Source organism: Caballeronia sp. ATUFL_F1_KS4A (genome assembly GCF_023630905.1).
Taxonomy (GTDB): domain Bacteria; phylum Pseudomonadota; class Gammaproteobacteria; order Burkholderiales; family Burkholderiaceae; genus Caballeronia; species Caballeronia zhejiangensis.
The window spans coordinates 59,514-86,171 of sequence record NZ_JALQEB010000040.1 but is presented as its reverse complement, the minus strand read 5'-3'; the positions used below and the strand labels follow the sequence as shown (position 1 = coordinate 86,171).

Sequence of the window (26,658 nt, the reverse complement as noted above, 5' to 3'; positions counted from 1 at the left end):
CGTCAGACCTGCGCGGGATGCGCGAGCGACGCGTCCTGTTCGGCCTCGATGCGCGCCGCATTCTTCGCCGCCTCCGATTCCGTCAGCAGCTCGCCTTCCCACTTCGCGACGACCGCGCTCGCGATCGAATTGCCGACGGCGTTGGTCGCCGAGCGCCCCATGTCGAGGAAGGTATCGACGCCGAGAATCAGCAGCAGACCCGCCTCGGGAATGTTGAAGTGATTGAGCGTGGCCGCGATCACGACCAGCGACGCGCGCGGCACGCCGGCCATGCCTTTCGATGTCAGCATGAGGATCAGCAGCATCGTGATCTGCGTGCTGATCGGCAGATGAATGCCGTACGCCTGCGCGATGAAGAGCGTCGCGAACGTGCAATACATCATCGAGCCGTCGAGGTTGAACGAGTAGCCCATCGGCATCACGAAGCTGGAGATCTTGCGCTTCACGCCGAAACGATCGAGCGCGTCGAGGATCTTCGGATACGCGGCCTCCGAGCTCGCGGTCGCGAACGAAAGCATGAACGCTTCCTTGATGAGCGACAGCAGCTTGAACACGCGCCGCCGCAGAAACAGGAAGCCCGCGAGCACGAGCAGGCCCCACAGCAGAAAGAGGCTGATATAAAAGTCGGCCATGAAGACCGCGAACTTCAGAAGGATCGTCAGCCCGTTGACCGCGACGGTCGCGGCCATCGCGGCGAGCACGGCGAGCGGCGCGAGCTTCATCACGTAGCCGGTGATCTTGAGCATGACGTGCGACAGCTGATCGATCGCGGCGAGCAGGATCTTGCCGCGTTCGCCGAGCGCGGCGAGCGCGACGCCGAAGAACATCGAGAACACGACGATCTGCAGGATCTCGTTGTTGGTCATCGCTTCGGCAAACGAGCGCGGCACCATGTGACTGACGAAGTCCTTGAGCGTGAACTTCGATGTCGCGAGATTCGCCGATGCGCCGATGTCGGGAAGCGGCAAGCCGAGGTTATCGCCGGGCTTGAGCAAGTTCGACATCACGAGGCCGAGCAGCAGCGAAATGAGCGACGCAGTGAGGAACCAGCCGAGCGCCTTGGCGAACACGCGTCCGACCGAGGCGGCGTCGCCCATGTGCGCGATGCCGACGACCAGTGTGGAGAACACGAGCGGCCCGATCAGCATCTTGATGAGGCGCAGGAACACGTCGGACACGAGGGAGATGTAGCCGGCGATCTCCGTGGCGGTTTTCTTGTCGGGAAAGCTCGTGAAGATCATGTAGCCAACCACTATGCCGATGACCATCGCGCCGAGAATCCAGATGGCTGCGGAGTTCTTCTTCATGTCCAGGCCTCCATTGACTGCATATCGAACGAATGCAATGGCGAATTTCGGATGGATCAGGCGATGCAAAAACGAACGCGGCGCCGCTCAGTATAGAGCGGCGCCGCGGCGTGTGTCCGCGAACACTCGAAATGTTAGCGGCGTAGTCCCATCTTTGCCGGAACTCAGCCCGGCGTGCGCTCCGAAACCGCTTCGCGGCGCGCGTTGTAGGACGGCGCGCTGCCGTCGTCGGGCAGCGTCGAGCTTTGCGCCGCCGCGAGCAGTCTTTCGACGGACGGGCCCATCGCGTCCGTGAAGGTCTTCGGATGCACGCCGATACCCAGCACCAGCACGGCCATCGCGCCGAACAGCACGAGTTCGCGCTTGCCGAGATCGCGCAGACCGGCGACGCGCTCGTTCTTCACCGCGCCGAAAATCACGCGCTTGACCATCCACAGCGTATAGGCCGCGCTCAGGATCAGCGACGTGGCCGCAGCCGCGCCGATCCAGAAGTTCAGGCGGATCGCGCCCATCAACACTAGAAACTCGCCGACGAAACCCGAGGTGCCCGGCAGGCCGACATTGGCCATCGCGAACAGCATCGCGCAGACCGCGAAGCGGGGCATCGTGTTGGCGACGCCGCCGTAGGCATCGATCGAGCCATTTTTCGTGCGCTCGACGAGCACGCCGGTGCACAGCAGCATCGCGCCGGACACGATGCCGTACGACAGCATCTGCACGACCGCGCCTTCGGTGCCGAGGCGGTCGAAGGTAAAGAGGCCGAGCGTCACGAGACCCATGTGCGCGACTGCCGAGTAGGCAAGCAGCTTGCGCATGTCCGTCTGCGCGAGCGCGACGAGGCTGCCGTAGATCACCGCGACGAGCGACAGCGCGATCATCGCCGGGGCGAAGAAGTGCGCTGCGTCGGGCACGATCGGCAACACGTAGCGCAACATGCCGTAGCCGCCGATCTTCAGCATGCCGAGCAGCACCGCCGCGCCCGTCGGGCCTTCCGAGTTCACGTCGGGCAGCCACGTATGGACGGGCCACATCGGCACCTTGACCGAAAAGGCCGCGAGGAAGCAGACGAAGACGACGATCTGCGGCGTGAAGCCGAGCTTCAGGTTGCGCCATGCGTCGATATCGAAGGTATGCGCCTGCGTCCACAGATAAACGAGCGCGGCCAGCATTGCAAGCGAGCCGAGCAGCGAGAAAAAGAAGAAGCGAATCGCCGCGTACACGCGCCGCTCGCCGCCCCACGTGCCGATCAGCAGATACAGCGGAATCAGCGAAGCCTCGAAGAACACGAAGAACAGCATGCCATCCAGCGACGCGAACACGCCCTGCATGCAGCCCGACAGCACGAGGAACGCGCCGTAGTATTGCGCGACCTGCTTCGTGACCGAGCGCCACGACGCGACGAAGATGATGAGCGTGGTGACGGCCGTCAGCACCGTGAACCACAGCGAAATGCCGTCGACGCCCAGATGGTACGAAATGCCGAACTGCGGCAGCCACTCGACGCGCTCGACGAACTGCATCGCGCTGGACGACGCGTCGAAGCGGGAGAGCAGCGGCACGACGGGCAACAGGCTGAGAATCGCGCCGAACAGGGCGACGGCGCGCGAGAGCGTCGCGGATGCGCTGAACGTCAGCACGAAGATGCCCGACACCACTGGAATCCAGATAAGAAAACTGAGAACTGACGGCAGATGCATAGCTCGGTCGAAATCGGGCGCAAAGCACGGCCAGCACGCGAAGAAACGTGCTCGCTGGGAAGGCGCTGACAGTGGAATGTAAGGCAGGACGAGTGCGCGGAGGCTTGAATCCGGCGCGCAGCCCGAATGACTTTAGGCGTATTCCTAAGGGTTAACGAGGATAACTCAAAAGAATAGTTTTTTGTGCATTGCGGCGTATCAAATTCATTGCGCCGGACGACCTTGACTTTTTTACCGATTCGGGCTCGGCGGCACGTCGACGTGAATGAATCGTTCGTTCGCTTCGGGCTTGCCCTGATTTGCCGGAAGCCGCGTGGCCCTTAGCCTAGAACGCAAGGAAGGAGACAAGCATGAAGAAAACATTCAAGGCCGTCGTCTTTGCGCTCGTCGCGTATCTCGTCGCCGATCGCGCCATGCTCCACGCGCAGGGACGCGACCTGGCCGCGTCGTCGTGCGCGCAGAGCGCGGCGCAGATCGAATTCGACGCCCTGAGCAAGGGCTTCAGCCACGCCGCCGCGAGCAGCCAGCGCGACGCGTTCCGGTCGCAATGCCTCGTGTCGGGCCGCGCCGAGTCCGGCACGGCCGTCGCAATGCGCTGAATCGGCGTCAGTTCAGCTTCACGGTAGGCCGCACGCGCTCGCGCAGCCATTGGCTCGCGGCGTACATCAGCGCCCGCTTGACGCCCGTCAGCCCCATGATGTGCCGGCGATACAGATGCCGGTAGCACGACGCCGCGAACCATCCGTCGATGAACAGCGGCCGGCGCAGCAACTCGCTCATCAGCGCGCCCGCCGCGCCTGCGCGTCCGAAGGAGACGAGCGTGCCCTGATCGCGGTACGCGAAGAGCGGCACGGCGCGTTCGTCGAGGCGGCGCGCGAGGGCATCGGCGAGATAGACGGCCTGCTGAAACGCGGCCTGCGCGCGCGGCGGCACGAGCGCGTCGCCTTTCGCTGCGGCGCACGCGGCGCAGTCGCCCATCGCGTAGATGCCTGAGCCGGGTTCGACCTGCAAGGTTGCATCGACGATCACCTGTCCCAGCCGGTTCAGCGGCAATCCTTCCAGCGTGCGCAACACCGGCGCGCCTTCCACGCCCGCAGCCCAGATCGTGATGTCGCTTGTGAGCGTTTCGCCATCCGCGGTCGATACGGCCTGCTCGTCCACCGAACGCACGCGGCAACCCAGCCGCACTTCCACGCCGAGCTTGGCGAGCACGTCCTGAGCGCGCGTCGAAATGCGTTCGGGCAGCGCGGGCAGCACGCGCGGCGCGCCTTCCAGCAGACGAATGCGGATGTCGCTGGCCGGATCGATCGACGCGAGGTGATACTCGCGCAGCATTTCCGCCGATCCGCGCAGCGCGGCGGCCAGTTCGACGCCCGTCGCGCCGCCGCCGATCACCGTCACCGAAACCGGCGTGCGCGCCGCGCCGGGCGTCGCCTGCCGCGCATGACTCGAACGCAGAAGGCTCGACAACAGACGCCGCCGGAACGTTTCCGCCTGCTCCACCGTTTCGAGCGTCAGCGCATGCTGCGCCGCGCCGGGAATCGAGAAGAAGTTCGTCACGCTGCCGAGCGCGAGCACGAGCGAATCGAAGGCGAGCGTTCGCTTCGGCAGGAGCGGACGTCCGTCGATATCGGTCGTCTCGTCGATGACGATCTCGCGGCGTCCACGATCGATGTTCGCGAGCGCGCCCTGCTCGAAGCGAAAGTGATTCCACTTCGCGTGCGCGGCGTAATCGATCTGATGACTCGATGCATCGATCTGTCCCGACGCGACTTCATGCAGAAGCGGCTTCCAGAAGTGCGTCGGAAAGCGGTCGATGAGGATCACCTCGGCGCGCCGCCGCTTGCCGACGCTATTGCCGAGACGCGTCGCGAGTTCCAGCCCCGCGGCGCCGCCGCCGACGATCACGATGCGATGAGGCGAATCGACCTGCCGTTGCGCGTAAGGATTCAACATCATGGCTCTCCCGGAAGTGCTGTGTGGATGCTTGACGACCTCGTTGGAAAAAATATAAGGTCCCGAAAACATATGCGCTATTTAGTATTTATCGCCGACTCATAAGTTTTCACTAATGTTAAAGACCACGACCTTCCGTCAGTTGCGCACGCTGCAGACCGTCGCGCGCGTGGGCAGCATCTCGGGCGCCGCCGATGAACTGCATCTCACGCAGCCGGCGGTCTCGTTGCAAATCTCGTTGCTCGGCGAAGCCGCGGGCACGCCGCTTTTGCGCCGCGTCGGCCGCGAAGTGCAGCTCACGGCTGCGGGCGAAGTAATGGCGCGTTACGCGAACGAAATCCTGAGCCTTTGGAACGAAGCGGGCGAAGAAGTGGCGGCGTTGCGCGGCGAACTGGGCGGCACGTTGCGCATCGGTGCGATCACGACGGCGGAATATCTCGTGCCGCCGCTGCTCGTGCGCTTCACGAAGGAGCGGCCCGGCGTGAAGCTGCAGTTTCGCATCGGCAATCGCGATGACATCGTCCGCATGCTCGCGACGAATGAAATCGATCTCGCGATCATGGGACGGCAGCCGCGCGAACTGCGCACGAGCGCCGCCGCATTCGCGAAGCATCCGATGGCGTTCGTCGCCGCGCCTTCGCATCCGCTGATGCGCGCGAAGCGCCTGCGTCTGACCGATCTCGAATCGGCGAATCTGCTTGTCAGAGAGCGCGGCTCGGGCACGCGCGTCGCGATCGAAGGGCTGTTCAAGGAAGCGGGTCTGAAGCTGCATGCCGCGTCCGAGTTATCGAGCAATGAAGCGATCAAGCAGCTCGTCGAAGCGGGACTCGGCGTGGCGTTTCTTTCGCTGCACGCGTGCGCGCTCGAAATGCAGGCGGGCTTGCTCGCGACGCTTCCCGTGCCTTCGACGCCGATCGAGCGCGCTTGGCATGTCGTGCATATGTCGGAGCGACGCCTGCCTCAGGTCGCCAATGCGTTCAGGGAATTCTTGATTCAGTCGGGAGCGGCCGTCGCGGGCCTGACTGTTCCGCCGGAAACGCACAAGCTGCGTTCGACGCGCAGAGAGAAGAAAACAGAAGTCGTTGCGGATGCAACTGGTGCCCAGGTCGGGACTCGAACCCGAACGCCTCGCGGCGCTACCCCCTCAAGATAGTGCGTCTACCAATTCCGCCACCTGGGCAAGGGGACCGAATTGTAGCGGGAAAATCGGGAAATGCGAAGGGCTTCGATCATCGCGTGCATCGTCGCGACGCTACTACAATATTCGGCAAAGCAACGGTCTCGTCGGATTCGCCTGAATAATCACATCGGTTCGCCCATACGGGAGCGTCCATGTTCGGCAACAGCTTGCGTTTCGAAGTGGGACCCGACTGGCAGGTCAACGTCGCCACCGATAGCTGGCTCATCGCGACGCTTCTCGTGATCGCCATGCTGCTGGCGATTTTCCTCGCGAGCGTCATCTGCTACTACCTGACGCGCTGGATCATGCTCGTGATCGTCAACCGGCTCGCACGCAAGGAAGGGCGCAAGTGGCTGATCGCGGCGGAGCGACATCGCGTGTTTCATCGGCTTGCGCCGCTCGTGCCTGCCGCTATCGTCTATGCCGCGGCGCCGTTGCTCACGGGGCTCACGTTTCCGGTGATCCCGGCGCTCGGCAAGCCGCTCGCCATACTCGCGGCCTGCTACATGGTCTACACGATGGTGCGCGCGGCGCTTGCATTGCGCGACAGCATCGACGAGCGCTATAGCCACTTTCCTTCGGCGAGCGAGCGGCCGATCAAGAGCTTTCTGCAGATCGCCACGATCGTCGTGTATCTCGTCGCGCTGATCGCGGTCGTTTCGCTGCTGCTCGAGCGTTCGCCCGTTTATCTGCTCACCGGTCTCTCCGCGATCACGGCGCTGCTCATCATCATTTTTCGCGACTCGCTGCTCGGCTTCGTCGCCAGCATCCAGCTCGCCGCGTACGACATGCTGCGCGTGGGCGACTGGATCGAAGTGCCCGGATATGTCGCCGATGGCATCGTGATCGATATTGCCTTGAATACGATCAAGGTGCGCAACTTCGACAACACCGTCGTCATGTTGCCGAGCCAACTGCTGCTGACGAACAGCGTGAAGAACTGGCGCGGCATGGTCGCGTCGGGCGCGCGACGCTTGCGGCATGCGATTCACTTCGACGTGGACACGATCCGCTATCCCGACGACGCGTTGCTCGCGCAATTGCACGCAGCGATAGAACAGCCGCTCGTGACCGTCGAAGGCGAGCGCCGCACGAACCTCGGTTTGTATCGGCACTATCTCAGCGGATATTTGCGCGCGCATCCGGCCGTGCGTCGCGACATGCCGCTCGTGATTCGCCACGTCCAGTCCACGACGGCGGTCGTGGCACTGGAGATCTGCGTGTTCATCGACGAGATTCGCTGGGAGCGCTACGAGGCGTTGCTATCGGACATGCTCGATCACGCTTATGGCGTCGTGCCGTTTTTCGGCCTGCGCTGCTGGCAGCGCGAGCGTTCGGTGTCCGCGCCCTCAGGAAGGTGATCGAACCATGCTTGCGTGATCGGCGCGGTGCTTGGGCACCGCTTTCAGCGGCGCGAGCACGCGACGGGCATCGTCGAGTTCCTTCCTCATTTCGTCGATGAGCCATTGCGCCACCGCGCGGGTGCTTTCCGACGGATTCGACGAGCGATGTTCGAGCACGTAATTGCAGCCCGTTTCGATGTATCGGTCCCACGCGGGAATGACCTTGCCCTCGTTCAACGGCGCCGCGATCGCGAGCAGCCAGCCGAGCACGACGCCTTGTCCGAGCATCGCGCATTGCACGGCGAGTCCGGGATCGGTGTGATGCACCGCTTCGCCGATGCCCTTGTCGGACAGCCCCGTCGCACGATGAAAATCCGCCCAGGAAAGCGTGGTCACGTCGAGATGAATATAGGCGTGACCTTCGATGCTCGCCGGCGTATCGAGCGGGCCGAATTCGGCGCGATAGTTCGGACTACAGACAGGGACGATGATCTCCGGACAAAGAAGAAGCGGTTCCTTCTCCGAACCCGGACCATGCAGCCGGATGCCGAGGTCCGCATCTTCGAGCGGTCCGTAGAGCCGCCCGGCCATCACTTGCAAGCGCAGATTGATGGAAGGAAACGCGCGGCGAAACCCCGCATAACGCGGCAAGAGCCACAACGCGGCGAAGCCGCTCGCGAGCGACAGCGTGACGATCTCGCCTTGCGCATGATCGCGCTTGAGTTCATCGATGGTATCGCCGATCTGCCCGAAACCCGATGCAACGGCGCGCTGCAATGTTGCGCCGCGATCGGTCAGGGTAAGCCCTAGCTTCGTGCGAGCGAAGAGCCTGAAGCCGAGCGCGTCTTCGAGACGCGCCACCATGCGGCTCACGGCGACGGGCGTCACGTTGAGTTCGCCGGCCGCCTTGGTGAAGCTCAAGAGCCGCGCGGATGTTTCGAAGACGAGCAGTGCCTGAAGGGACGGAAGTCGCAGACTCATACAACACCATGTTAAGGGGCGTGCATCCATTTGTAATTTGACGGCGCATATTGACCTCCTTACCTTGAGTCCGACGCTTACTTCTTCTCGCAGGCCATGACCACTGCTTCGTCGGACCCGTTGCTTCAGCCCTTTGCCCTCAGGCATCTCGTACTCAGAAACCGTGTGATGAGCACGAGTCACGCGAGCCGTCTCACGCGTGATGAATTCCCTCAGGAGGTTTATCAACGGTATCACGAGGAAAAGGCGAAAGGGGGTATCGCGCTGACGATGTTCGGCGGCTCGTCGAACGTCAGCCTCGACAGTCCCAATACGTTCCAGCAGATCAACGTCTCGACCGATGCCGTGGTGCCGCATCTGCGGCGCTTTTCCGATCGCGTCCATACGCACGGCGCAGCGCTCATGTGCCAGATCACACATCTCGGGCGGCGCGGCGATGCATACACGGAACCGTGGCTGCCGATGATCGCGCCATCGGCCGTGCGCGAAACGCTGCATCGGGCGATGCCGCAGGCTATCCACGATGCCGACATCAAACGCGTGATCCGCGACTTCGGCCTTGCGGCGAAGCGCTGCCGCGATGGCGGTCTGGACGGCATCGAAACGCATGCGGGCGGGCATCTCATCGGCCAGTTCATGGACCCGACCGTGAACCTGCGCACCGATAAATACGGCGGTTCGACGGCGAATCGCGTGCGCTTCGCAATCGAGGTTCACGAAGAAATACGCAAGCAGGTGGGCGACGATTTCATCGTCGGCTTTCGCTTCGCGCTCGAAGACGGATGCAGCTTCGAGGAAGGGCTGGAGATGTCGCGCATCCTGCAGAGCACGGGTCTGTTCGATTTCTTCAACGTCACGTTCGGGCGCATGGACACGAAGATGTCGCTCGCGGTCAACTCGATGCCGGGCATGTTCGTGCCGTCTGCACCGTGGCTGCCCAAAGCGGCCGCGTTCAAGCGCGCGGTCGATCTGCCCGTCTTCCACGCAGCGAAGATCGCCGATCTCGCCACGGCGCGTTATGCGATACGCGAAGGTCTGCTCGACATGGTCGGCATGACGCGCGCGCATATCGCGGAGCCGCATCTCGTGAAGCTCGTCGAAGCAGGCAAGGAGGATGAAGCGAGGCCGTGCGTCGGCGCATCGTTCTGCCGCAACTTTCGCGCGACGTGCATTCATAACCCGGCGACATCGCGCGAGACGTATCTCACGCATGACATACCGGAGGCCGCGCAGAAGAAGCGCGTGCTCATCGTCGGCGCGGGACCTGCGGGCCTCGAAGCCGCGCGCATCTGCGCGACGCGCGGCCATGACGTCACCGTGCTCGAGGCGAACTCGGAGGCGGGCGGACAGATGTTGCTCGCGGCGACGGGAAGCTGGCGGCGCGATCTTATCGGCATCGTCGACTGGCGCGTGGCGCAACTCGACAAGCTCGCTGTCGATGTGCGCTACAACCACTACGCCGAGTTGAGCGACGTGCTCGATCATGGCGCGGATGTGGTCATCGTCGCGACGGGCGGCCTGCCGAATCTCGATGCGTTGCCGGGCGGCGAGCTCTGCAAGTCCGTCTTCGATGCGCTCACCGAAACGCCGCCGCGCGAAGGCAGCGTGCTCGTCTACGACGGCACGGGCCGGCATAACGCGTATCTCTGCGCCGAGCGATATGTCGATGCGGGCCTTGCTGTATCGCTCGCGCTCATCGACAGCGTGCCCGCGCAGGAAACCGGCGGACGCGGCGACGATCAGGTCTGGATGCGCAATATCGCGCGCTGGGATGTGCCGGTCCGCACGAACATCGAATTGATCGAAGTGAGCGCGACCGATGGCGGCAAGCGCCGCGCCGTGTTCCGTCATCATCTGACGAACGAGCTCGTCGAGATGGAAGCGGATCATGTCGTGGTCGAGCGCGGCATGCTCGCGGTCGAGGATCTCTTCGAAGCGGCGCGCATGTATTCGGCCAATGACGGCTACACCGATGTCGAAGCATTCGCGACAGGCAAGCCGCAACCCGAAGCGAAGGAACGCGAGGAAGGACAGTTCCACTTGTACCGCATCGGCGATGCCAGCGCGTCGCGCGATATCCATACGGCCATCTATGACGCCTATCGGCTTTGCATGGCGCTGTGAAGGCAGGTTGCATCTCATCCGTTGAAACGACAATGAACGAGCGAGGCTCACATGACATTGCCGAAGGACTTCGTAGTTGCCCATCCGAGCCGCCGCAAGGCGATGAAAACGCTTGCCGCGGCGGGTGCGGCGACGCTGATCTTGCCGGGCGCATCGTCGCTTGCATTCGCCGGGAACGAGCCCGCGCCGCAACGCGGCGGACGCATCCGCGTGGCGCTCGCGAATCAGTCGCTGATGGACTCGCTCGATCCCGCGAAGGGAACGCATACCGGCGATTACGCTCGCGCGTACATGTTCTATAGCGGCCTCACCGAACTCGACGCCGACTTCAAGACGCAGAACGCGCTCGCGGAGAAGCTCGAATCCGACGACTTCACGACATGGACCGTCACACTGCGGCCCAACGTGCATTTCCACGACGGCAAGCCGCTGACATCCGACGATGTCGTGTTCTCGTTGATGCGCCACAAGGACCCGGCGACCGGCTCGAAAGCGAAATCGATAGCGGATGGCATCAGCTCGGTGAAGGCGGCGGGACCGTTGAAAGTCGAGATCACGCTGACCGAGCCGAACGTCGATCTTCCCGCGCTGCTCGCGATTCCGCATCTCGTGATTGTCGCCGCGAACACGACCGATTTTTCGAAGGGCAACGGCACGGGACCGTTCACATGCAAGGAGTTCACGCCGGCGCAACGCTGCATCGGCGCGCGCAATGCGAACTTCTGGAAGCCGGGGCGTCCGTATCTGGATGAAGTGGAGATCATCGGCATCGGCGATGATGCAGCGCGCACCAATGCGCTGCTCGCGGGCGATGTGCAGCTCATCTCGCCACTGCCCGCGCGCGATGTCGACCGCGTGAAGCAGACCGGCAAGGTGACCGTGCTCGAAAGTCCGTCGCAACTCTATTCCGATCTCGCGCTGCGGCAGGACATGCTGCCGACAAAGAGCGCGGACTTCAACGAAGGCATCAAGTATCTGCATGATCGCCAGCGCATCGTGAACGTGATGTTGCGCGGACACGGCACGCTCGCGAACGATCATCCGGTGCCCGAGTGGCATCCATACTTCATGAAGGGATTGCCTCAGCGCACGTTCGATCCGGACAAGGCGCAGTTCCACTTCAAGAAGGCCGGCACGCCGGGCGCGCGTGCGGAGATCATCGCGCCGCCATCCGTCGAGACCGCGCTCGATTCCGCGATGCTGATCCAGCAGGCGGCGAAACAGGCGGGCGTCGACATCAACGTGCGCCGCGTGCCCGCCGATGGTTACTGGACGACCTACTGGATGAAGTATCCGATGACCTACGGCTCGATCCTGCCGCGCCCGACGCTCGATCTGCTGTACACGCAGTTCTTTCGCTCGAACGCGAACTGGAACGAGTCCGGCTGGAAGAACGAGCAGTTCGATCAACTGTTGATACAGGCGCGCCGCGAACGCGACGAAGCGAAGCGCAAGCAGATGTACGGCGACATGCAGACCATCGTCTACGAGAAGAACAGTCTCGTGATTCCGGCCTTCATCAACTTCATCGACGCGCAAAGCTCGAACTTGCGCGGCTTGAAGGGGACGCCGTCAGGACGCGTGATGGGCTATCGGTTCGCGGAGTTCGCGTGGCTCGCGAAGGCGTGACGATCGATTACCACACGGCCTGGCTCGTCAGCGCAAATTGCGTGAACGTCGCATCGGTGGATGGCTTGCCGTTGAGCGCCATCTGCTCGATGGTATCGACGAGCGGCAGGCCGAGTCCTTCCAGCCACGAGGAAAGGCCGTAACGCAAGGGCGTATCGATGCGCACGAACATGCCCGCGTTCAGTGCGAGCCAATAGCTGATCAGCGCTTTGGCGCGGTTCTGGTCCGCCGACTCGGGCGCGACGACCGGGCCGATCACGTGACCATCGCCGAAACGTCGGAAGAGCGCGAAGCCGATCAGTTCGCCATCGCGATCGAGTGCGATGCCGCTCGCGACATCGAGCAATTGCGGCATGAGTTCCGTGCGATCCAGCCCGCTTGCGCGCGATGCCAGCGCGGCAAGACGCGGCGTATCCTTCGCGCCGATCGGACGGAGCCGTTCGCCCGGCGGCAGCGAAACGAGCGGCGGCTGAAAGGCCGCGCCCTGATGTTGATGAATGGTGTCGATGGTTTCGAAGCCGCGTTCCACGCAAAGCGGCTTGCCTTCGTTCGATGCGTGGATCAGCAGCATGCGCGGACCGAGCTTCGCACGCAGGCGGTCGAGCAGTCCGCGCCCGATGCCGCGCCGCTGATGTTCCGGCGACACGATGAACATGCCGAGCGTCGCCGCATCCGCGCCGAACTGAAACGCGAGCGCCGTACCGACGAGCGCACCGTTCTGATCGACCGCCGCGAAGCCGCTGCCGATACGCGCCGCGAAACGCCAATCGTCCGCGCGATGCCGCCATTTCACGGACGCGGACAACGCGTGCGCTGCAGGAAGGTCGTCGAGCGTGAAAGCCCGGTATTCGACCACTTCGTTATTGTTCGAGTCAGGCACGCGGCCTCCTCAGTTTGAAGACATTTACCGTGACTTTGACACCGCGCAGCGCGCATGGCTAGGACGATCTTCCTGTCCCGCACGGCCCGAGATTGCGCCGCGTGGTGCAACGCAAAACCGCAGGTTATCGCGGCAAGAACGCGCGCGCTGTGCTGAATCGGCAATTTTGTCGGCGAAATATGCCGGCGCGCTGGCCCTACGATGGAGTCATGTCAACGCAACATGCCGAGGAGGACTCACGCATATGGACCGGTTCGATCCTGCCAGCATCGTCATCAGAAGCGGGCACTTCATCGGCGGCGAACTGATCGATGCGGGCGCGTCGCGTATCGAGGTAACGCGTCCGTCGGATGGCGTCGCGTATGCCTCGGTGCCCGTCGCCGATGACGCGATGATCGACTACGCCGTGCAGAACGCCTACAGCGCGTTCAAAAAGAGCGACTGGGCCCGCCGCGCGCCACGCGAGCGCGCACGCGTGCTGCGCAGGTTCGCCGATCTCGTCGCTGCCGACGCTGCGAATCTCGCGCCGCTCGAAGCGATCGGCTCGACGCGGCCGGTGCGCGACGCATACAACTGGGACGTGCCGTTCACCGCCGAGAGCATCCGCTTCTATGCGGAGCTTGCCGACAAGATCGGCGGCGATGTTGCGGCAACGGATCATCGACATCTCGGCATGACGATCGCGGAGCCGTATGGCGTGATCGGCGCGATTGCTCCGTGGAACTTTCCGCTCGTGATGGGCATATGGAAGACCGCGCCCGCGCTCGCGGCGGGCAACGCGGTCGTGCTGAAGCCTTCGGAGATGACGCCGTTCAGCGCGTTGCGTCTCGCCGAGCTCGCGCTCGAAGCGGGCGTGCCGCCGGGCATCTTCAACGTCGTTCAGGGCGATGGCCGCACCACCGGCGATGCGCTCGTGCGTCATCCCCGCATCGGCAAAGTGACGTTCACCGGATCGACGCACACCGGCGCCGCGATCATGGCCGCATGCGCGCAAAGCGGCACGAAGCCGGTCACGCTGGAACTGGGCGGCAAGAGCCCGCAGATCGTGTTCGCCGACGCACCGCGCATCGATGAGGTCGCACGTCGCATCGCGGGCGCCATCACGGGGAATGCGGGGCAAGTGTGCGTCGCGGGATCGAGGCTGCTCGTGCAGCGCGGCATCGCCGAAGAACTGACGGATCGCATCGCGCAAGCATTCGGCGAACTGAAAGCGGGCGCGACCTGGGCTGCGGGCACGACCTTGCCGCCGATCATTTCGGAGCCGCAGGCGCAGCGCATCGATGCGATCGTTCAGCGCAGCATCGCGAACGGCGCGACCATGCGTTGCGGCGGAAAGCGTGCCGATGCCGCGACGCCCGGCGCGTTCTATTCGCCAACGTTGCTGTGCGACGTCACGCAGGAGAGCGACGCCGTGCGCAATGAAATCTTCGGCCCGGTGCTCACCGTGCAGTCGTTCGACACCGAAGAAGAAGCGTTGGAACTCGCAGCGCATCCGGACTACGGCCTTGCTGCGGGCGTGCATACCGCGGACATCGGTCGCGCGTTGCGCATGGTACGCGGCATCGAAGCGGGCACGGTATGGGTGAATCGCTATGGACGTACCAGCGATTTCGTGATTCCGACGGGCGGCTACAAGCGCTCTGGCATTGGCAAGGATCTCGGACGGCAGGCTTACGAAGCGAATCTGCGCTTCAAGAGCGTGCTCATCGATACGGAAGTCTGAAGCGCACGATCGTTCCAAACGTGCGCCGCATTTTCTGCTGTGGCGACGCCTCAAAACGCATGACTTATATCGTCGCGAGGCACGCATTCAACGCCATCAGTCATTTTTGCCTTGTTTAAATTTTCTCGACACTTCGCTGTTTCTTGTTTCAACCAACACACGACAGGACTGACATCATGATCGATTTCGAGCCGAAGTACATCACGTTCGACTGCTACGGCACGCTGACGAAATTCCGCATGGCCGACATGACCCGCGAGATGTACGCAGACCGCCTGCAGGGCGACGACCTCGAACAATTCGTCAAGTTCTTCGCGGGCTATCGCCGCGACGAAGTGCTCGGCGCGTGGAAGCCGTATCGCGACGTGATCGTCAATTCGGTGCGCCGCGCGTGCGAGCGCATGAACGTCGAATTCAACGAAGCCGAAGCCGAAAAATACTACCTCGCCGTGCCGACGTGGGGCCCGCATCCGGATGTGCCGGAAGGTCTCTCGCGTCTCGCGAAGAAGTACAAGCTCGTGATTCTGTCGAACGCATCGGACGATCAGATTCAGAGCAACGTCGACAAGCTCGGCGCGCCGTTTCATCGCGTGTTCACGGCGCAGCAGGCGCAGTCGTACAAGCCGCGCATGCAGGGCTTCGAGTACATGTTCGACCAATTGAACTGCAATCCGGAAGACGTGCTGCATGTGTCGTCGAGCCTGCGCTACGACCTGATGACCGCGCACGACATGGGCATCAAGCACAAGGCGTTCGTGAAGCGCGGCCACGAGCCGGGCACGCCGTACTACGAGTATTACGAAGTGGACACCATCGGCGATCTCGCCGGTCAACTCGGTCTGTAATCGAAGCCACTTCACGCGAGCAATGCCGATGAAACTCGACTCCTACTGGCTCGATACCGCGCCTTCGATCATCTCGACGTGCGAAGGCCCGGCGGATGGCCAGGCCGATGTCGCCGTGATCGGCGGCGGGTTCACCGGTTTGTCGGCGGCGCTCGCGTTGGCGAAGCGCGGCGCGTCGGTCGTCGTGCTCGATGCCGGGCGCATAGGCGGCGGCGCGTCGGGACGCAACGGCGGTCAATGCAATACGGGCGTCGCGCAGGATTATGCGGCGCTGCGCTCGCAACTCGGCGTGGAGCGCGCGCAAGGCTGTTATCGCGCGTATGCGGCGGCGGTGAGCACGGTCGAACGTTTGATCCGCGAAGAAGACATCGATTGCGACTATCTCGCGTCGGGCAAGCTGAAGCTCGCCGCGAAGCCGCATCATCTCGAACATATCGCGACGACCGCCGAGTTGATCCGGCGCGAAGTCGATCCGGATATCGATGTGCTCGATCGCGAGCAGGTCCGCAATGAAGTGCAGTCCGATGCCTTTCACGGCGGGCTGTTGCAACGTCACGGCGGACAGATGCATATGGGCAAGTTCGCCGTCGGCCTCGCGAATGCAGCGGCGAGGCAAGGCGCGCGTCTCTATGAGCACGCTGAAGTCACGGCGATCGCGAAGGAAGGCGGCGCCTATCGAATCGATTCGAAGCGCGGCACGTTGCGCGCAAGGCAAGTGCTGATAGCGACAGGGCCTTCGAAGCATGGACCGTTCGCGTGGTATCGGCGCAGGCTTGCACCGGTCGGCTCGTTCATCATCGTGACGGAGCCGCTGCCAGCGGAACAACTGAAGCAACTGTTGCCGCAGCGCCGCTCGTACACGACGAGCCGCCTGATGCACAACTATTTTCGCGTGACGCCCGATTCACGTTTGCTGCTCGGCGGACGCGCGCGCTTCACCGCGTCGGAACGTCCATCGGACGCGAAGAGCGGACGCATTCTGCAGGCGAATCTCGCAGCGATTTTCCCGAGTCTCGCCAGTGCGCGCATCGACTATTGCTGGGGCGGTCTCGTCGATATCACCGCGGATCGCCTGCCACGCGCGGGCCAGCACGATGGCATCTATTTCTCGATGGGCTACAGCGGCCACGGCACGCAGATGTCGACGCACATGGGCCAGATCATGGCCGACGTGATGAACGGCAACGCCGATGCGAACCCGTGGCGCGATTTCGACTGGCCCGCGATTCCGGGCCATACGGGCAAGCCGTGGTTCCTGCCGCTCGTCGGCGCGTATTACTCGATCAAAGACGTTTTCTATTGAAGCATCGAAAGCAAAGACAGACGGCCTTCATCCAATAACCAAGCCGTCGAACATTCACAGTCCCTATCGCGGAGAAGTTCATGAGCATCGACAAATCGCCTGAAGCACTCGTTCACGCCGATGCCGGCAAACGCCTGGAAGAACTGACGCGCCGTGGCGCGTCCCGGCGCAATGTCCTTCGCGCGATGGCCGCGGGCGGACTCATGTCAATGACGGGCGCGGGTCTGCTCACCGCGAGCGGCGCGGCTTTCGCGCAGGACAAGCCGAAGCAGGGCGGACGCATTCGCGTGGCGACGCAGTCGTCGTCAGCCGCCGATACGCTCGATCCGGCGAAGGGCGCGCTCGGCACGGACTACGCGCGCGGCTTCATGTTCTACAGCGGCCTGACCGAACTCGACAATCATCTCGGCGCGAAGATGGCGCTCGCCGAATCGCTCGAAACGAAAGACGCGACCGTGTGGGTCGTGAAGCTGCGCAGCGGCGTGCAGTTCCACGATGGCAAATCGCTCGCGCCGCAGGACGTCATCTATTCGCTGATGCGCCATAAGGATCCGGCGGTCGGCTCGAAGGCGAAGACGCTCGCCGATCAGTTCAAGGAAATCAAGGCGACCGGCCCGAACGAGCTCACGATCACGCTGACGGGCGCGAACGCGGACCTGCCCGTGATTCTCGCGGACTCGCACTTCCTCATCATCAAGGACGGCACGACGGACTTCAAGACGGCGGTCGGCACGGGCCCGTTCAAGCTGAAGGAGTTCTCGCCGGGCGTGCGTACCGTCGGCGTGCGCAACGAGAAGTACTGGAAGCCGGGCATGCCGCATCTGGACGAAGTGGAGCTGATCGGCATCGCGGACGAACCCGCGCGCGTGAACGCGCTGATGTCCGGCGACGTGCAGCTCATCAATGCAGTGAGCGCGCGCTCGACCGAGCGGATCAAGGGCACGCCGGGCTTCGCGGTGCTGGAAACGAAGACGGGCCAGTACACCGACCTCATCATGCGCGACGATGGCGGCATCACCGGCAATGCGGATTTCCGCCGCGGCATGATGTACCTGATGGATCGCGAGCAGATGCGCAAGACGATCTTCCGCGGCTATGGCGCGATCGGCAACGATCAGCCTATCGATCCGAGCAACAAGTACTACATGTCGGGTCTGCCGCAACGCGGCTTCGATCCGGACAAGGCGAAGTTCCACTTTCAGAAGGCGAAGCTCGGCAGCACGCCGATCCAACTGTACGCATCGCCGGCGGCGGAAGGTTCCGTGGAGATGGCCGTGCTGATGCAGCAGGTCGCGCCGCAAGCGGGCATCAATCTGCAAGTGACGCGCGTGCCGGCGGATGGTTACTGGTCGAATCACTGGATGAAGCATCCGCTCGGCTTCGGCAACATCAACGCGCGCCCGAGTGCGGACGTGATCTTCACGCAGTTCTTCAAATCCGATGCGCCATGGAACGAAGCGAACTGGAAGAGCCCGCAGTTCGACCAGATGCTCGTCGCCGCGCGTGGCGAACCGGACGATGCGAAGCGCAAGAAGATTTACGGCGACATGCAGGAGCTCGTGCATACGGACGGCGGCATCGGCATTCCGATGTTCCAGAGTTCGCTCGACGCGCATACGACGAAGCTGAAGGGCTTGGGCGGCATTCCGCTCGCGGGCCTGATGGGCTGGATGTTCGCGGAGAACGTGTGGCTCGAGGCATGAGCATGCTTTGAAGCGGGATGTGCGCCATCTTCCGATGGCGCGCGCAGTCAAACCTTCAACGAGAGAGAGGCGTTTATCCGATGAAAGCTCATGCGCAACGACTCGTCGCCGCGCGCCTCGGCCTCGCGCTGCTCACGCTGCTAATCGTGTCGATGGTGGTGTTCGGCATCACCGGTCTCTTGCCGGGCGATGCCGCGCAACAGGCGCTCGGTCAGGCGGCGACGCCCGAACAGGTGGCGGCGCTGCGGCATCAGTTCGGCCTCGATCAGCCTGCCGTCACGCGTTATCTGCAATGGCTTCTGCATGTGGTGACGGGCAACTTCGGCACGTCGCTGTCGAACAATCTGCCGGTCAGTGAACTCATCTCGACGCGTCTGCCGAATTCGCTCGTGCTCGCGGGGTTGACCGCGCTGGTGTCGGTGCCGATCGCGTTGTTCATCGGCATTCTCTCGGCGATGTATCGCGGCTCGCTCGTCGATCGCGTGCTCAACGTGCTCACGCTTTCGACGGTGGCGGTGCCCGAGTTTCTCGTCGCGACCATCGCGGTGCTGATCTTCGCGGTGAAGCTGCGCTGGCTGCCGGCGTTGTCGTATCTGTCGGATGTATCGTCGTTCGGCGCGCTCGTGCGGACCTATGCGATGCCAGTGATGACGCTCTGCTGCGTGATCGTCGCGCAGATGGCGCGCATGACGCGCGCGGCGGTGCTCGATCAGCTCAACGCTTCGTATGTGGAGATGGCGGTGCTGAAAGGCGCCTCGCCCATGCGCGTCGTGTTGCGGCATGTATTGCCGAACACCATCGGGCCGATTGCAAATGCGGTTGCGCTCTCGCTCTCGTATCTGTTCGGCGGCGTGGTGATCGTCGAATCGATCTTCAACTATCCCGGTCTCGCGAGCCTCATGGTCGACGCCGTCACCAATCGCGACATGCCGCTCGTGCAGGGCTGCGTGATGGTGTTCTGCGCGGCTTATCTCGCGCTCGTGCTCATCGCCGATCTGGCTCAGATCGTCTCCAACCCGAGGCTGCGTCAACGATGAATCGGAACGTCACTTCTCACGCCACGACCGTGCTATACGATCAGCCGCCCGCCGATGCCCCGCAGGAGCAAGCGCCCGTCGTCGTCAGGCGCGGCCTCATGAGCCGCCTCGTCAACCGCTTTTCGGTGCTGGGTCTCATCGGTCTGTTCATCGTCGTGTTCTGGCTCGTGGTCGCGTTCGTCGGGCCGGTTGTCGCGCCTTATAAAGGCGGCGCGTTCACATCGACGGAAGTGTTCGGCTCGTATAGCGCGGCACATCTGCTCGGCACCGACTATCTCGGCCGCGACATGCTGAGCCGCATTCTTTACGGCACGCAATACACGGTCGGCCTCGCGCTCGCCGCGACGGTGGCCGCGAGCGTCATCGGCACGTTCTTCGGTCTCGTGGCCGCCGTGTCGGGACGCTGGGTCGATGAAATGCTGAGCCGCCTGTTCGATGCGCTCATTTCGATCCCGAGCAAGATCCTCGCGCTCGTCGTGATTGCCGCATTCGGCTCGTCCATTCCGATGCTGATGATGGTCGCCGCACTCGCCTATATCCCCGGTGCCTTCCGCATCTCGCGCTCCCTCGCGGTGAACATCATGACGCTCGAATACGTGCAGGTCGCGAAGGCGCGCGGCGAGAAGCTCTTCTATATCGCACGCGTCGAAGTGCTGCCCAACATGATTCACCCGATGCTCGCGGACTTCGGCCTGCGCTTCGTGTTCATCGTGCTGCTGCTTTCGGGCCTGAGCTTTCTCGGTCTCGGCGTGCAGCCGCCGAACGCGGACTGGGGCTCGCTCGTGCGCGAGAACATCGGCGGGCTGGCGGAAGGCGCGCCCGCGGTGCTGATGCCGGCAGTCGCGATCGCGACGCTGACTGTAGGCGTGAATCTGCTCATCGACAGTTTGCGTCGTCATGGCGCGCGTTCGCATGGAGGCGGCCAATGACATCGAACACAGGCACGAACATGATCGAAGTGAAAGGCTTGCGCGTCGTTGCTGGCGCGGCGCCGGATCCCGTCGTCGAGATCGTGAAGGGCGTCGACTTCACGGTGAAGAAGGGCGAAGTGCTCGCGCTGATCGGCGAGTCGGGCTCGGGCAAGACGACCATCGCGCTCGCGCTGCTCGGTCATGCCCGCGGCGGTTGTTCTATCGCGGGCGGCTCGGTGAAGATCGGCGATACCGATGTGTTGTCGCTCGACGCGAAGGGCCGTCGCGCATTGCGTTCGCGCACCGTCGCGTATGTCGCGCAGAGCGCATCGGCGGGCTTCAATCCGGCGCGCACGATCATGGATCAGGTCACGGAACCCGCGCTGCTGCACAAACTCATGACGCCCGCTGTCGCGCGTGAGAAAGCGATCAGCCTGTTTCGTTCGCTCGCGTTGCCGAATCCCGAGACCATCGGCGATCGTTATCCGCATCAGGTGTCGGGCGGCCAGTTGCAGCGCTTGATGGCGGCAATGGCGCTGATCACCGATCCCGCCGTCGTCGTGTTCGATGAACCGACCACCGCGCTCGACGTGACCACGCAGATCGAAGTGCTCGCCGCATTCAAGGGCGTGGTGCGCGAGCTGGGCACGACGGCCGTGTATGTGTCGCACGATCTCGCGGTCGTCGCGCAGATGGCGGATCGCATCGTCGTGTTGAACGGTGGACGCGTGCGCGAGAACGGCGCGACCGCGCAAGTGCTCGACGCGCCGGCCGACGAGTACACGCGCCAGTTGCTCGCGGCAACGCGCCGTCCCGAAGTGGAACGCGCAACGCCCGACGATGCGCGCAAAGTCCCGCTGCTCGAAATCCGCAATCTGAGCGCGGGCTATGGACGCATCGATGCGAACGGCGTGCCCGCCGTGCGTGTGCTCGATGATGTGAGCCTGAAAATCGCGCGCGGCAGCACGCTTGGCGTGATCGGCGAATCGGGCTCGGGAAAGACGACGCTCGCGCGCGTGATCGCGGGTCTCGTCGATCGCGCGCACGGCGACGTGCTGCTCGACGGCAAATCGTTGCCAGCGAAACTATCGGAACGCACGCTGGATCAATATCGTCGCGTGCAGATCGTGTTTCAGAACGCCGATACCGCGTTGAACCCGAGCCGCACCATTGCCGATATTCTCGCGCGGCCCATGAACTTCTATCACGGTCTGCGGGGCGCGGCCGCGCAAAAGCGCATGCTGGAGCTGCTCGATCTCGTGAAGCTGCCTGCATCGATCGCGAAGCGTCAGCCGGGCGGCCTGTCGGGAGGGCAGAAGCAGCGTGTGAATCTTGCACGCGCGCTCGCGGCGAATCCCGAGCTCATTCTCTGCGATGAAGTGACGTCCGCGCTCGATACGGTCGTCGGCGCGGCGATTCTCGATCTGCTCGCCGAGCTGCGTCGCGAACTGAATGTGTCGTACATGTTCATCAGCCACGACATCTCGACCGTGCGCGCCATCTGCGATGAAGTCATCGTGCTGTATGCGGGCCAGTGCGTCGAAGCGGGCCAGCGCGATGCGCTTTCGCATCCGCCGTATCACCCTTATACGGGCTTGCTCGTCGATTCGGTTCCTGCGTTGCGTCCCGGCTGGCTCGATTCACGTCGTGCGATGGCGCTCGGCGCATTGCCCGCGCTCGGTCCGGAAAGCGATGCGCCCGAGTTGTGCAGCTTCCGTTCGCGCTGTGCGGCGCGCATCGACGGCAAGTGCAACGTGACGCCGCCCGCGAAGAAGACTTTGCCTTCGGGCGCGCACATCCTGTGTCATCACAGCGCCGACGATCTCGCCCGCATGCAGTCGATGGAAACGGTGACGGCATGAGCGGACGCTTCGTGAGAGTCGCCGAGAAAGGACGCAGGACGTTCGAGATCGTCATCGACGGCAAGCGTGCGCTCGCAGCCGAAGGCGACACGCTGATGGTCGCGCTGCTCACATCGCACGAAGCATTGCGCGACTCCGAGTTCGGCGATGGCCGCCGCGCGGGCTTCTGCGTGATGGGCGCATGCCAGGACTGCTGGGTGTGGACCGCTAACGGCGAGCGCGTGCGCGCGTGCACGACGCAGGCGGCCGAAGGCATGTCGATCGTCACGCGTCTTGCAGAAGCGCAGGAGGGCGTATGGCCGCGACTGTGATCGTGATCGGCGCAGGACCGGCGGGCGTGCGTGCGGCGCAGGCGCTCGTCGAAGCGGGCTTGCGTCCCGTCGTTATCGATGAAGGCAGACGCGACGGCGGGCAGATCTATCGTCGTCAGCCGGAAGGATTCAAGCGCACGTACGAGACCTTGTACGGTACGGAAGCAACGCGCGCGCGTGCATTGCACGATGCGTTCGATGCGTTGCGCCCGAAGATCGACTACGTGCCCGATACGCTCGTCTGGAACATCGAGCCGAATGCACTGCACACGGTGAGCGGCACGCGTCATCGCAAGCTCGCGTTCGATGCGCTCATCATTTGCAGCGGCGCGACCGATAGGCTGATGCCTGTTCCCGGCTGGCATCACGCGGGCGCGTATAGCCTCGGCGGCGCGCAGGTCGCGCTCAAATCGCAGGGCTGCGCGATCGGTTCGCGCGTCGTGATGATGGGCACCGGTCCGTTGCTCTATCTCGTCGCCGCGCAATACGTGAAGGCGGGCGCGACAGTAAGTGCGGTGCTCGATACATCGACGTTCGCGCAGCGTCTGCGCGCGTTGCCGCAACTGCTCGCGATTCCATCGGCGTTAAGGAAGGGCGTCGCGTTGATGCGCGTGCTGAAAGATGCGCGCGTGCCGGTTCATCGCGGCATCACGCCGGTCGAGATTCGAGGCACGCCCGAGCATGGCGTGCAAGGCGTGCGCGTCAGGCAAGCCGATGGCGCGATGCTGCAAGTCGGATGCGATGCCGTCGCGCTCGGCTATCACTTGCGCCCTGAAACACAGCTCGCCGATCTCGCGGGCTGCGAGTTCCGCTTCGATCAGGCGTTGCAACAGTGGCTTCCCATCGCCGATGTGGATGGCCGCAGCAACGTGAAAGGCATCTATCTTGCCGGCGATGGCGCGCGCGTGCGCGGCGCGGATGCCGCCGAGCGCGCGGGACGTCTTGCGGCGCTCGCGGCGTTGAAGGACATCGGCATGACGTGCAGCGAAGACGAAGCCAACAAGTTGCGCTTGCAACTAAATCGCTTCACGCGTTTTGCTTCCGGCTTGCGCACCGCGTTTCCGTGGCCCGCGCGCTTTGCCGCCGCCTTGCCGGATGAAACCATCGTGTGCCGATGTGAAGCGATAACGGCAGGCGACCTGAGGCGCGTCGTGAACGACATGGGCGCGAAGGAAGCGAATCGCGCGAAGGCTTTTTCGCGCGTCGGCATGGGCCGGTGCCAAGGCCGCTTCTGCGCACATGCGGGCGCGGAAGTCATTGCAGCCGAAGCACGCGTGCCGCTGGAAGCGGTCGGCCGCTTGCGCGGGCAGGCACCGGTGAAACCTCTGCCCATGGCGCTCGCGCCGCACAAGGATCTGGAGACCAGCGAATGAACGAGCGCGCCGATGTGATCGTGATCGGCGGGGGCATCGTCGGCACGACGACCGCTTTCTTTTTGCGCCGTCGCAAGCGTTCGGTGATCCTGCTCGAACGCGGCTTGACCGGACAACAGGCGAGCGGCGTGAACTTCGGCGGCGTGCGTCGCCAAGGCCGCGCGCTGGAGCAACTCGCAATGTCGAATCGCGCGCTGCAAACGTGGCGGCGTTCCCGCGAACTGCTCGGCGAAGATGTCGAGTTCTTGCCATCGGGGCATACCCGCGTGTGCTATCACGCGCATGACGCGGAATACTTTCATCGCTATGCCGCCGATGCGCGCGCTTACGACCTCGATCTAGAAGTGCTCGAAGGCGCGGCCATGTTCGAGCGCTTTCCTTTTCTGGGCCGCGACGTGATCGCCGCATCCATCTCGCCGCTCGACGGCCACGCGAATCCGCGTCTTGCCGCGCCCGCGTTCGGGCGTGCTGCCGCGCGGCTCGGCGCGCGCGTCGTCGAGAACACGGAAGTGGTGCGCGTAGAAAAGGAAGCGGGCGGCTTTCGCGTGGAAAGCGCGGCGGGCGATGTGTATCGCGCGGAGCAAGTGCTGATTTGCGCGGGCGCGTGGGCCAATACGCTATCGACGCAATTCGGCGAACCCGTGCCGCTCGTCGCGCGCGGCCCGCAAATGGCGGTGACCGAACCCGTGCCTTACGTGTTCAAGGCTTCGATGGGCGTGTACACGTCGATCAAGGAAGAGAGCGTTTATTTCCGGCAAGTGGAGCGGGGCAATATCGTGCTCGGGGGCGGACCGCCCGGACCCGCGGACGCAGACACGCGACGCGCTTCCGTCCTGCCCGAGAACACCGTCGCGCAACTGGCGCAGTTCCGCCGCATGGTGCCCGCGATGCGCCCGCTGCATGTGATTCGCGTGTGGAGCGGCGTGGAAAGCTATCTGCCGGATTCGGAGCCGGTGATCGGTCCGAGTTCGAAAGCCGATGGCCTGTTCTACGCGTTCGGCTTCAGCGGATCGGGCTTTCAGATCGGACCGGGCGTGGGCGAGACGCTTGCCGAATTGCTCGATGCGGGCAGCACGCCGATCGATCTCTCATCGTTTTCCATCAGACGATTTCAGCGCGCTTCGTCGACGCACGCGCAATCGCTTACTTCCGAGACTTCGCCATGAGCCAAGCCAATCTGGTCGACGCGCTCGCCTACATCGAAGCCAATTTCGACAAGACCGTGAGCCTCGCGCAACTCGCGGATCTTTCGGCGCTGAGCGTGTCGCGCTTCGCGACCGTGTTTCGCGAGCAATTCGGACTTTCGCCGTACAAGTACCTGTGCGAGTTGCGCGTGCGGCGCGCGCAGACGTTATTGCTCGCGGGCGTGCCAGGATCGGTCGTCGCGACGGAAGTGGGCTTCTTCGATCAGAGTCATCTGGCGCGGCATTTCAAGCGCCTGTGCGGCATGACGCCGAGCGCGTTCGTCGAGCGCGCGCGCAGAAAAGCGCGCTCAGCCGAGCTCGATGCCGGTCTGGGCAAGCGCGTCACGCAAGCCCAGCCGCGGGTATTTGCTTTCGACGGAGCGCATGTCGCTTAGCGCTTCCTGGATGATCCATTCGCGCACGCTGGCGACGATGGGCCGCATCGACTTGTTCGGCGGCGTGAGCAGACAGCAACGCCGGCTCGTGACCACCAGTTCTTCTTCGGCAGGCACGAGCGCGCCTTGCGCGAGCCAGTGCGACGTCACGTTGAGCCATCCGAGCGCGATGCCTTGTCCGAGCAACGCCGCCTGCACGACGATCGCGTAATCGTTGAAACGCAACATGCCCGCTGCATGGCGCTCCTTTGAAGCGAACGCATGAAAACGCTCGTGCCAGCCGCGTTCTTCATCGTCCATCACGATGACGGTATCGCCATGCGCGCGCGCCGCATCGGTCTCTGCGAGCTCGTGATAACGCGGATTGCAAAGCGGCAAGAGCATCTCGGGCATCACGAGCACCGCGTGCTCGTCGATCTCTTCGTCGTGAACAAAGCGCATGCCGAGATCGACATCGACGAGCGGCCCGCCGATGCGCCCCGATATCAATTGAAACCGCAGATCGACCGATGGAAACGCCTGATTCAGACGGCTCATGCGCGGCATGAGCCAATGCGTGGTGAAGCCGGTCGATACGGAAAGCGTGACGGTCTCGATGCCCGTCGCGCGCGCCTCGATTTCGCGGATCGCACTTTCGATGCCGCTGAAGCCTTCGGAAATCTTGCGATAAAGAATCTCGCCGCTCTCCGTGAGTTCGATGCCGCCGCGCACGCGCTCGAAAAGCCGCACGCCGATATGGTCCTCCATGCGCGCGAGCATGCGGCTCACCGCGGGCTGACTCACATAAAGCTCCTGCGCGGCGCGCGTGAAATTACCGCAGCGCGCGGCCGCTTCGAATACGAAAAGCGCATTGGCGCTCGGCAGTTTCTTGCGAAGGTTTGGCATGACTTCATGTTATGCCCGATCCAACAATT

Annotated in this window: 21 protein-coding genes, 1 tRNA gene and 1 pseudogene; 16 read left to right on the top strand and 7 right to left on the bottom strand. The window is 63.5% G+C overall.

Going from position 1 to position 26,658, the window contains the following annotated elements:
- Positions 1-2: 2 nt before the first annotated feature.
- Entirely contained in the window at positions 3-1,307 is a 1,305-nt protein-coding gene (locus tag NCS03_RS27880; RefSeq protein WP_008347015.1) for a dicarboxylate/amino acid:cation symporter, read from the bottom strand.
- A gap of 164 nt (positions 1,308-1,471) precedes the next feature.
- Positions 1,472-3,004, bottom strand: coding sequence for a complex I subunit 4 family protein (locus tag NCS03_RS27875; RefSeq protein WP_250522344.1), 1,533 nt, complete (start codon positions 3,002-3,004; stop codon positions 1,472-1,474).
- 350 nt (positions 3,005-3,354) lie between these two features.
- On the opposite strand from NCS03_RS27875, the gene NCS03_RS27870 reads away from it, so the two are divergent.
- Positions 3,355-3,603, top strand: coding sequence for an adhesin (locus NCS03_RS27870; RefSeq protein WP_175981421.1), 249 nt, complete (start codon positions 3,355-3,357; stop codon positions 3,601-3,603).
- 7 nt (positions 3,604-3,610) lie between these two features.
- On the opposite strand, the gene NCS03_RS27865 is transcribed toward NCS03_RS27870, so the two are convergent.
- Positions 3,611-4,963: an NAD(P)/FAD-dependent oxidoreductase gene (locus NCS03_RS27865; protein ID WP_250437431.1), complete on the bottom strand. Its 1,353-nt coding sequence runs from the start codon at positions 4,961-4,963 to the stop codon at positions 3,611-3,613.
- 112 nt (positions 4,964-5,075) lie between these two features.
- On the opposite strand from NCS03_RS27865, the pseudogene NCS03_RS27860 reads away from it, so the two are divergent.
- Positions 5,076-6,005, top strand: a pseudogene (locus tag NCS03_RS27860) (LysR family transcriptional regulator); the annotation flags it as partial.
- A gap of 50 nt (positions 6,006-6,055) precedes the next feature.
- Here NCS03_RS27860 and NCS03_RS27855 read toward each other — a convergent pair.
- A tRNA-Leu gene (locus NCS03_RS27855) sits at positions 6,056-6,140 on the bottom strand.
- Positions 6,141-6,292: 152 nt separating this feature from the next.
- Here NCS03_RS27855 and NCS03_RS27850 point away from each other — a divergent pair.
- On the top strand, positions 6,293-7,501 hold the full coding sequence (locus tag NCS03_RS27850) for a mechanosensitive ion channel family protein (RefSeq protein WP_034470218.1): 1,209 nt from the start codon (positions 6,293-6,295) through the stop codon (positions 7,499-7,501).
- On the opposite strand, the gene NCS03_RS27845 is transcribed toward NCS03_RS27850, so the two are convergent.
- A complete protein-coding gene (locus NCS03_RS27845) occupies positions 7,490-8,464 on the bottom strand; it encodes a LysR family transcriptional regulator (RefSeq protein ID WP_250530242.1) in 975 nt (324 codons plus the stop codon). The two genes, NCS03_RS27850 and NCS03_RS27845, sit on opposite strands and share 12 nt — an antisense overlap.
- A 96-nt stretch (positions 8,465-8,560) precedes the next feature.
- Between NCS03_RS27845 and NCS03_RS27840 the strand changes: the two genes are divergently transcribed.
- Entirely contained in the window at positions 8,561-10,588 is a 2,028-nt protein-coding gene (locus NCS03_RS27840; RefSeq protein WP_502801549.1) for an oxidoreductase, read from the top strand.
- 51 nt (positions 10,589-10,639) lie between these two features.
- Complete coding sequence (locus NCS03_RS27835; RefSeq protein ID WP_250530240.1) at positions 10,640-12,217, top strand: ABC transporter substrate-binding protein; 1,578 nt, start codon at positions 10,640-10,642, stop codon at positions 12,215-12,217.
- Positions 12,218-12,224: 7 nt separating this feature from the next.
- Here the strand turns inward: NCS03_RS27835 and NCS03_RS27830 are convergent, their stop codons facing one another.
- A complete protein-coding gene (locus NCS03_RS27830; protein WP_250437423.1) occupies positions 12,225-13,097 on the bottom strand; it encodes a GNAT family N-acetyltransferase in 873 nt (290 codons plus the stop codon).
- A gap of 244 nt (positions 13,098-13,341) precedes the next feature.
- On the opposite strand from NCS03_RS27830, the gene NCS03_RS27825 reads away from it, so the two are divergent.
- The 11 genes from NCS03_RS27825 to NCS03_RS27775 all read left to right on the top strand — a co-directional run bounded on the left by NCS03_RS27825 (position 13,342) and on the right by NCS03_RS27775 (position 25,744).
- Positions 13,342-14,820, top strand: a complete 1,479-nt coding sequence (locus NCS03_RS27825) for an aldehyde dehydrogenase family protein (RefSeq protein ID WP_250458262.1) — start codon at positions 13,342-13,344, stop codon at positions 14,818-14,820.
- Between the two features lie 176 nt (positions 14,821-14,996).
- A complete protein-coding gene (locus tag NCS03_RS27820; RefSeq protein WP_008346995.1) occupies positions 14,997-15,665 on the top strand; it encodes a haloacid dehalogenase type II in 669 nt (222 codons plus the stop codon).
- 28 nt (positions 15,666-15,693) lie between these two features.
- On the top strand, positions 15,694-16,968 hold the full coding sequence (locus NCS03_RS27815) for an NAD(P)/FAD-dependent oxidoreductase (protein WP_250530239.1): 1,275 nt from the start codon (positions 15,694-15,696) through the stop codon (positions 16,966-16,968).
- A gap of 80 nt (positions 16,969-17,048) precedes the next feature.
- Complete coding sequence (locus NCS03_RS27810; RefSeq protein ID WP_008346991.1) at positions 17,049-18,671, top strand: ABC transporter substrate-binding protein; 1,623 nt, start codon at positions 17,049-17,051, stop codon at positions 18,669-18,671.
- An 80-nt stretch (positions 18,672-18,751) separates the two neighbouring features.
- Complete coding sequence (locus NCS03_RS27805) at positions 18,752-19,708, top strand: ABC transporter permease (protein ID WP_008346990.1); 957 nt, start codon at positions 18,752-18,754, stop codon at positions 19,706-19,708.
- A complete protein-coding gene (locus NCS03_RS27800; RefSeq protein WP_250530238.1) occupies positions 19,705-20,637 on the top strand; it encodes an ABC transporter permease in 933 nt (310 codons plus the stop codon). The genes NCS03_RS27805 and NCS03_RS27800 overlap by 4 nt, the downstream gene beginning before the upstream one ends.
- The gene (locus NCS03_RS27795) at positions 20,634-22,481 is read left to right on the top strand and encodes an ABC transporter ATP-binding protein (RefSeq protein ID WP_250458258.1); all 1,848 of its coding nucleotides are present in this window, start codon (positions 20,634-20,636) and stop codon (positions 22,479-22,481) included. The genes NCS03_RS27800 and NCS03_RS27795 overlap by 4 nt, the downstream gene beginning before the upstream one ends.
- Positions 22,478-22,792, top strand: a complete 315-nt coding sequence (locus tag NCS03_RS27790) for a (2Fe-2S)-binding protein (protein ID WP_175981442.1) — start codon at positions 22,478-22,480, stop codon at positions 22,790-22,792. The genes NCS03_RS27795 and NCS03_RS27790 overlap by 4 nt, the downstream gene beginning before the upstream one ends.
- Positions 22,777-24,165 (top strand): FAD/NAD(P)-dependent oxidoreductase, encoded by a 1,389-nt coding sequence (locus NCS03_RS27785; RefSeq protein WP_250437415.1) that lies wholly within the window; start codon positions 22,777-22,779, stop codon positions 24,163-24,165. Before NCS03_RS27790 ends, NCS03_RS27785 begins: the two co-directional genes overlap by 16 nt.
- Positions 24,162-25,331 carry an NAD(P)/FAD-dependent oxidoreductase gene (locus tag NCS03_RS27780; protein ID WP_250530237.1) on the top strand — a complete coding sequence of 390 codons (1,170 nt, stop codon included), beginning with the start codon at positions 24,162-24,164 and terminating at the stop codon, positions 25,329-25,331. The genes NCS03_RS27785 and NCS03_RS27780 overlap by 4 nt, the downstream gene beginning before the upstream one ends.
- A complete protein-coding gene (locus tag NCS03_RS27775; protein WP_175981448.1) occupies positions 25,328-25,744 on the top strand; it encodes a helix-turn-helix domain-containing protein in 417 nt (138 codons plus the stop codon). The genes NCS03_RS27780 and NCS03_RS27775 overlap by 4 nt, the downstream gene beginning before the upstream one ends.
- Here NCS03_RS27775 and NCS03_RS27770 read toward each other — a convergent pair.
- Positions 25,658-26,629, bottom strand: a complete 972-nt coding sequence (locus NCS03_RS27770) for a LysR family transcriptional regulator (protein WP_008346980.1) — start codon at positions 26,627-26,629, stop codon at positions 25,658-25,660. The genes NCS03_RS27775 and NCS03_RS27770 overlap by 87 nt on opposite strands.
- Positions 26,630-26,658: the final 29 nt, after the last annotated feature.

Bases quoted from the DNA above. Each gene is read 5' to 3' on its own strand.
- NCS03_RS27880 (WP_008347015.1), bottom strand. From the start codon at position 1,307: ATGAAGAAGAACTCCGCAGCCATCTGGATTCTCGGCGCGATGGTCATC.
- NCS03_RS27840 (WP_502801549.1), top strand. From the start codon at position 8,561: ATGACCACTGCTTCGTCGGACCCGTTGCTTCAGCCCTTTGCCCTCAGG.
- NCS03_RS27790 (WP_175981442.1), top strand. From the start codon at position 22,478: ATGAGCGGACGCTTCGTGAGAGTCGCCGAGAAAGGACGCAGGACGTTC.
- NCS03_RS27805 (WP_008346990.1), top strand. From the start codon at position 18,752: ATGAAAGCTCATGCGCAACGACTCGTCGCCGCGCGCCTCGGCCTCGCG.
- NCS03_RS27845 (WP_250530242.1), bottom strand. From the start codon at position 8,464: ATGAGTCTGCGACTTCCGTCCCTTCAGGCACTGCTCGTCTTCGAAACA.
- NCS03_RS27850 (WP_034470218.1), top strand. From the start codon at position 6,293: ATGTTCGGCAACAGCTTGCGTTTCGAAGTGGGACCCGACTGGCAGGTC.
- NCS03_RS27820 (WP_008346995.1), top strand. From the start codon at position 14,997: ATGATCGATTTCGAGCCGAAGTACATCACGTTCGACTGCTACGGCACG.
- NCS03_RS27825 (WP_250458262.1), top strand. From the start codon at position 13,342: ATGGACCGGTTCGATCCTGCCAGCATCGTCATCAGAAGCGGGCACTTC.
- NCS03_RS27875 (WP_250522344.1), bottom strand. From the start codon at position 3,004: ATGCATCTGCCGTCAGTTCTCAGTTTTCTTATCTGGATTCCAGTGGTG.
- NCS03_RS27800 (WP_250530238.1), top strand. From the start codon at position 19,705: ATGAATCGGAACGTCACTTCTCACGCCACGACCGTGCTATACGATCAG.
- NCS03_RS27870 (WP_175981421.1), top strand. From the start codon at position 3,355: ATGAAGAAAACATTCAAGGCCGTCGTCTTTGCGCTCGTCGCGTATCTC.
- NCS03_RS27775 (WP_175981448.1), top strand. From the start codon at position 25,328: ATGAGCCAAGCCAATCTGGTCGACGCGCTCGCCTACATCGAAGCCAAT.
- NCS03_RS27770 (WP_008346980.1), bottom strand. From the start codon at position 26,629: ATGCCAAACCTTCGCAAGAAACTGCCGAGCGCCAATGCGCTTTTCGTA.
- NCS03_RS27810 (WP_008346991.1), top strand. From the start codon at position 17,049: ATGAGCATCGACAAATCGCCTGAAGCACTCGTTCACGCCGATGCCGGC.
- NCS03_RS27815 (WP_250530239.1), top strand. From the start codon at position 15,694: ATGAAACTCGACTCCTACTGGCTCGATACCGCGCCTTCGATCATCTCG.
- NCS03_RS27785 (WP_250437415.1), top strand. From the start codon at position 22,777: ATGGCCGCGACTGTGATCGTGATCGGCGCAGGACCGGCGGGCGTGCGT.
- NCS03_RS27835 (WP_250530240.1), top strand. From the start codon at position 10,640: ATGACATTGCCGAAGGACTTCGTAGTTGCCCATCCGAGCCGCCGCAAG.
- NCS03_RS27780 (WP_250530237.1), top strand. From the start codon at position 24,162: ATGAACGAGCGCGCCGATGTGATCGTGATCGGCGGGGGCATCGTCGGC.
- NCS03_RS27865 (WP_250437431.1), bottom strand. From the start codon at position 4,963: ATGATGTTGAATCCTTACGCGCAACGGCAGGTCGATTCGCCTCATCGC.
- NCS03_RS27795 (WP_250458258.1), top strand. From the start codon at position 20,634: ATGACATCGAACACAGGCACGAACATGATCGAAGTGAAAGGCTTGCGC.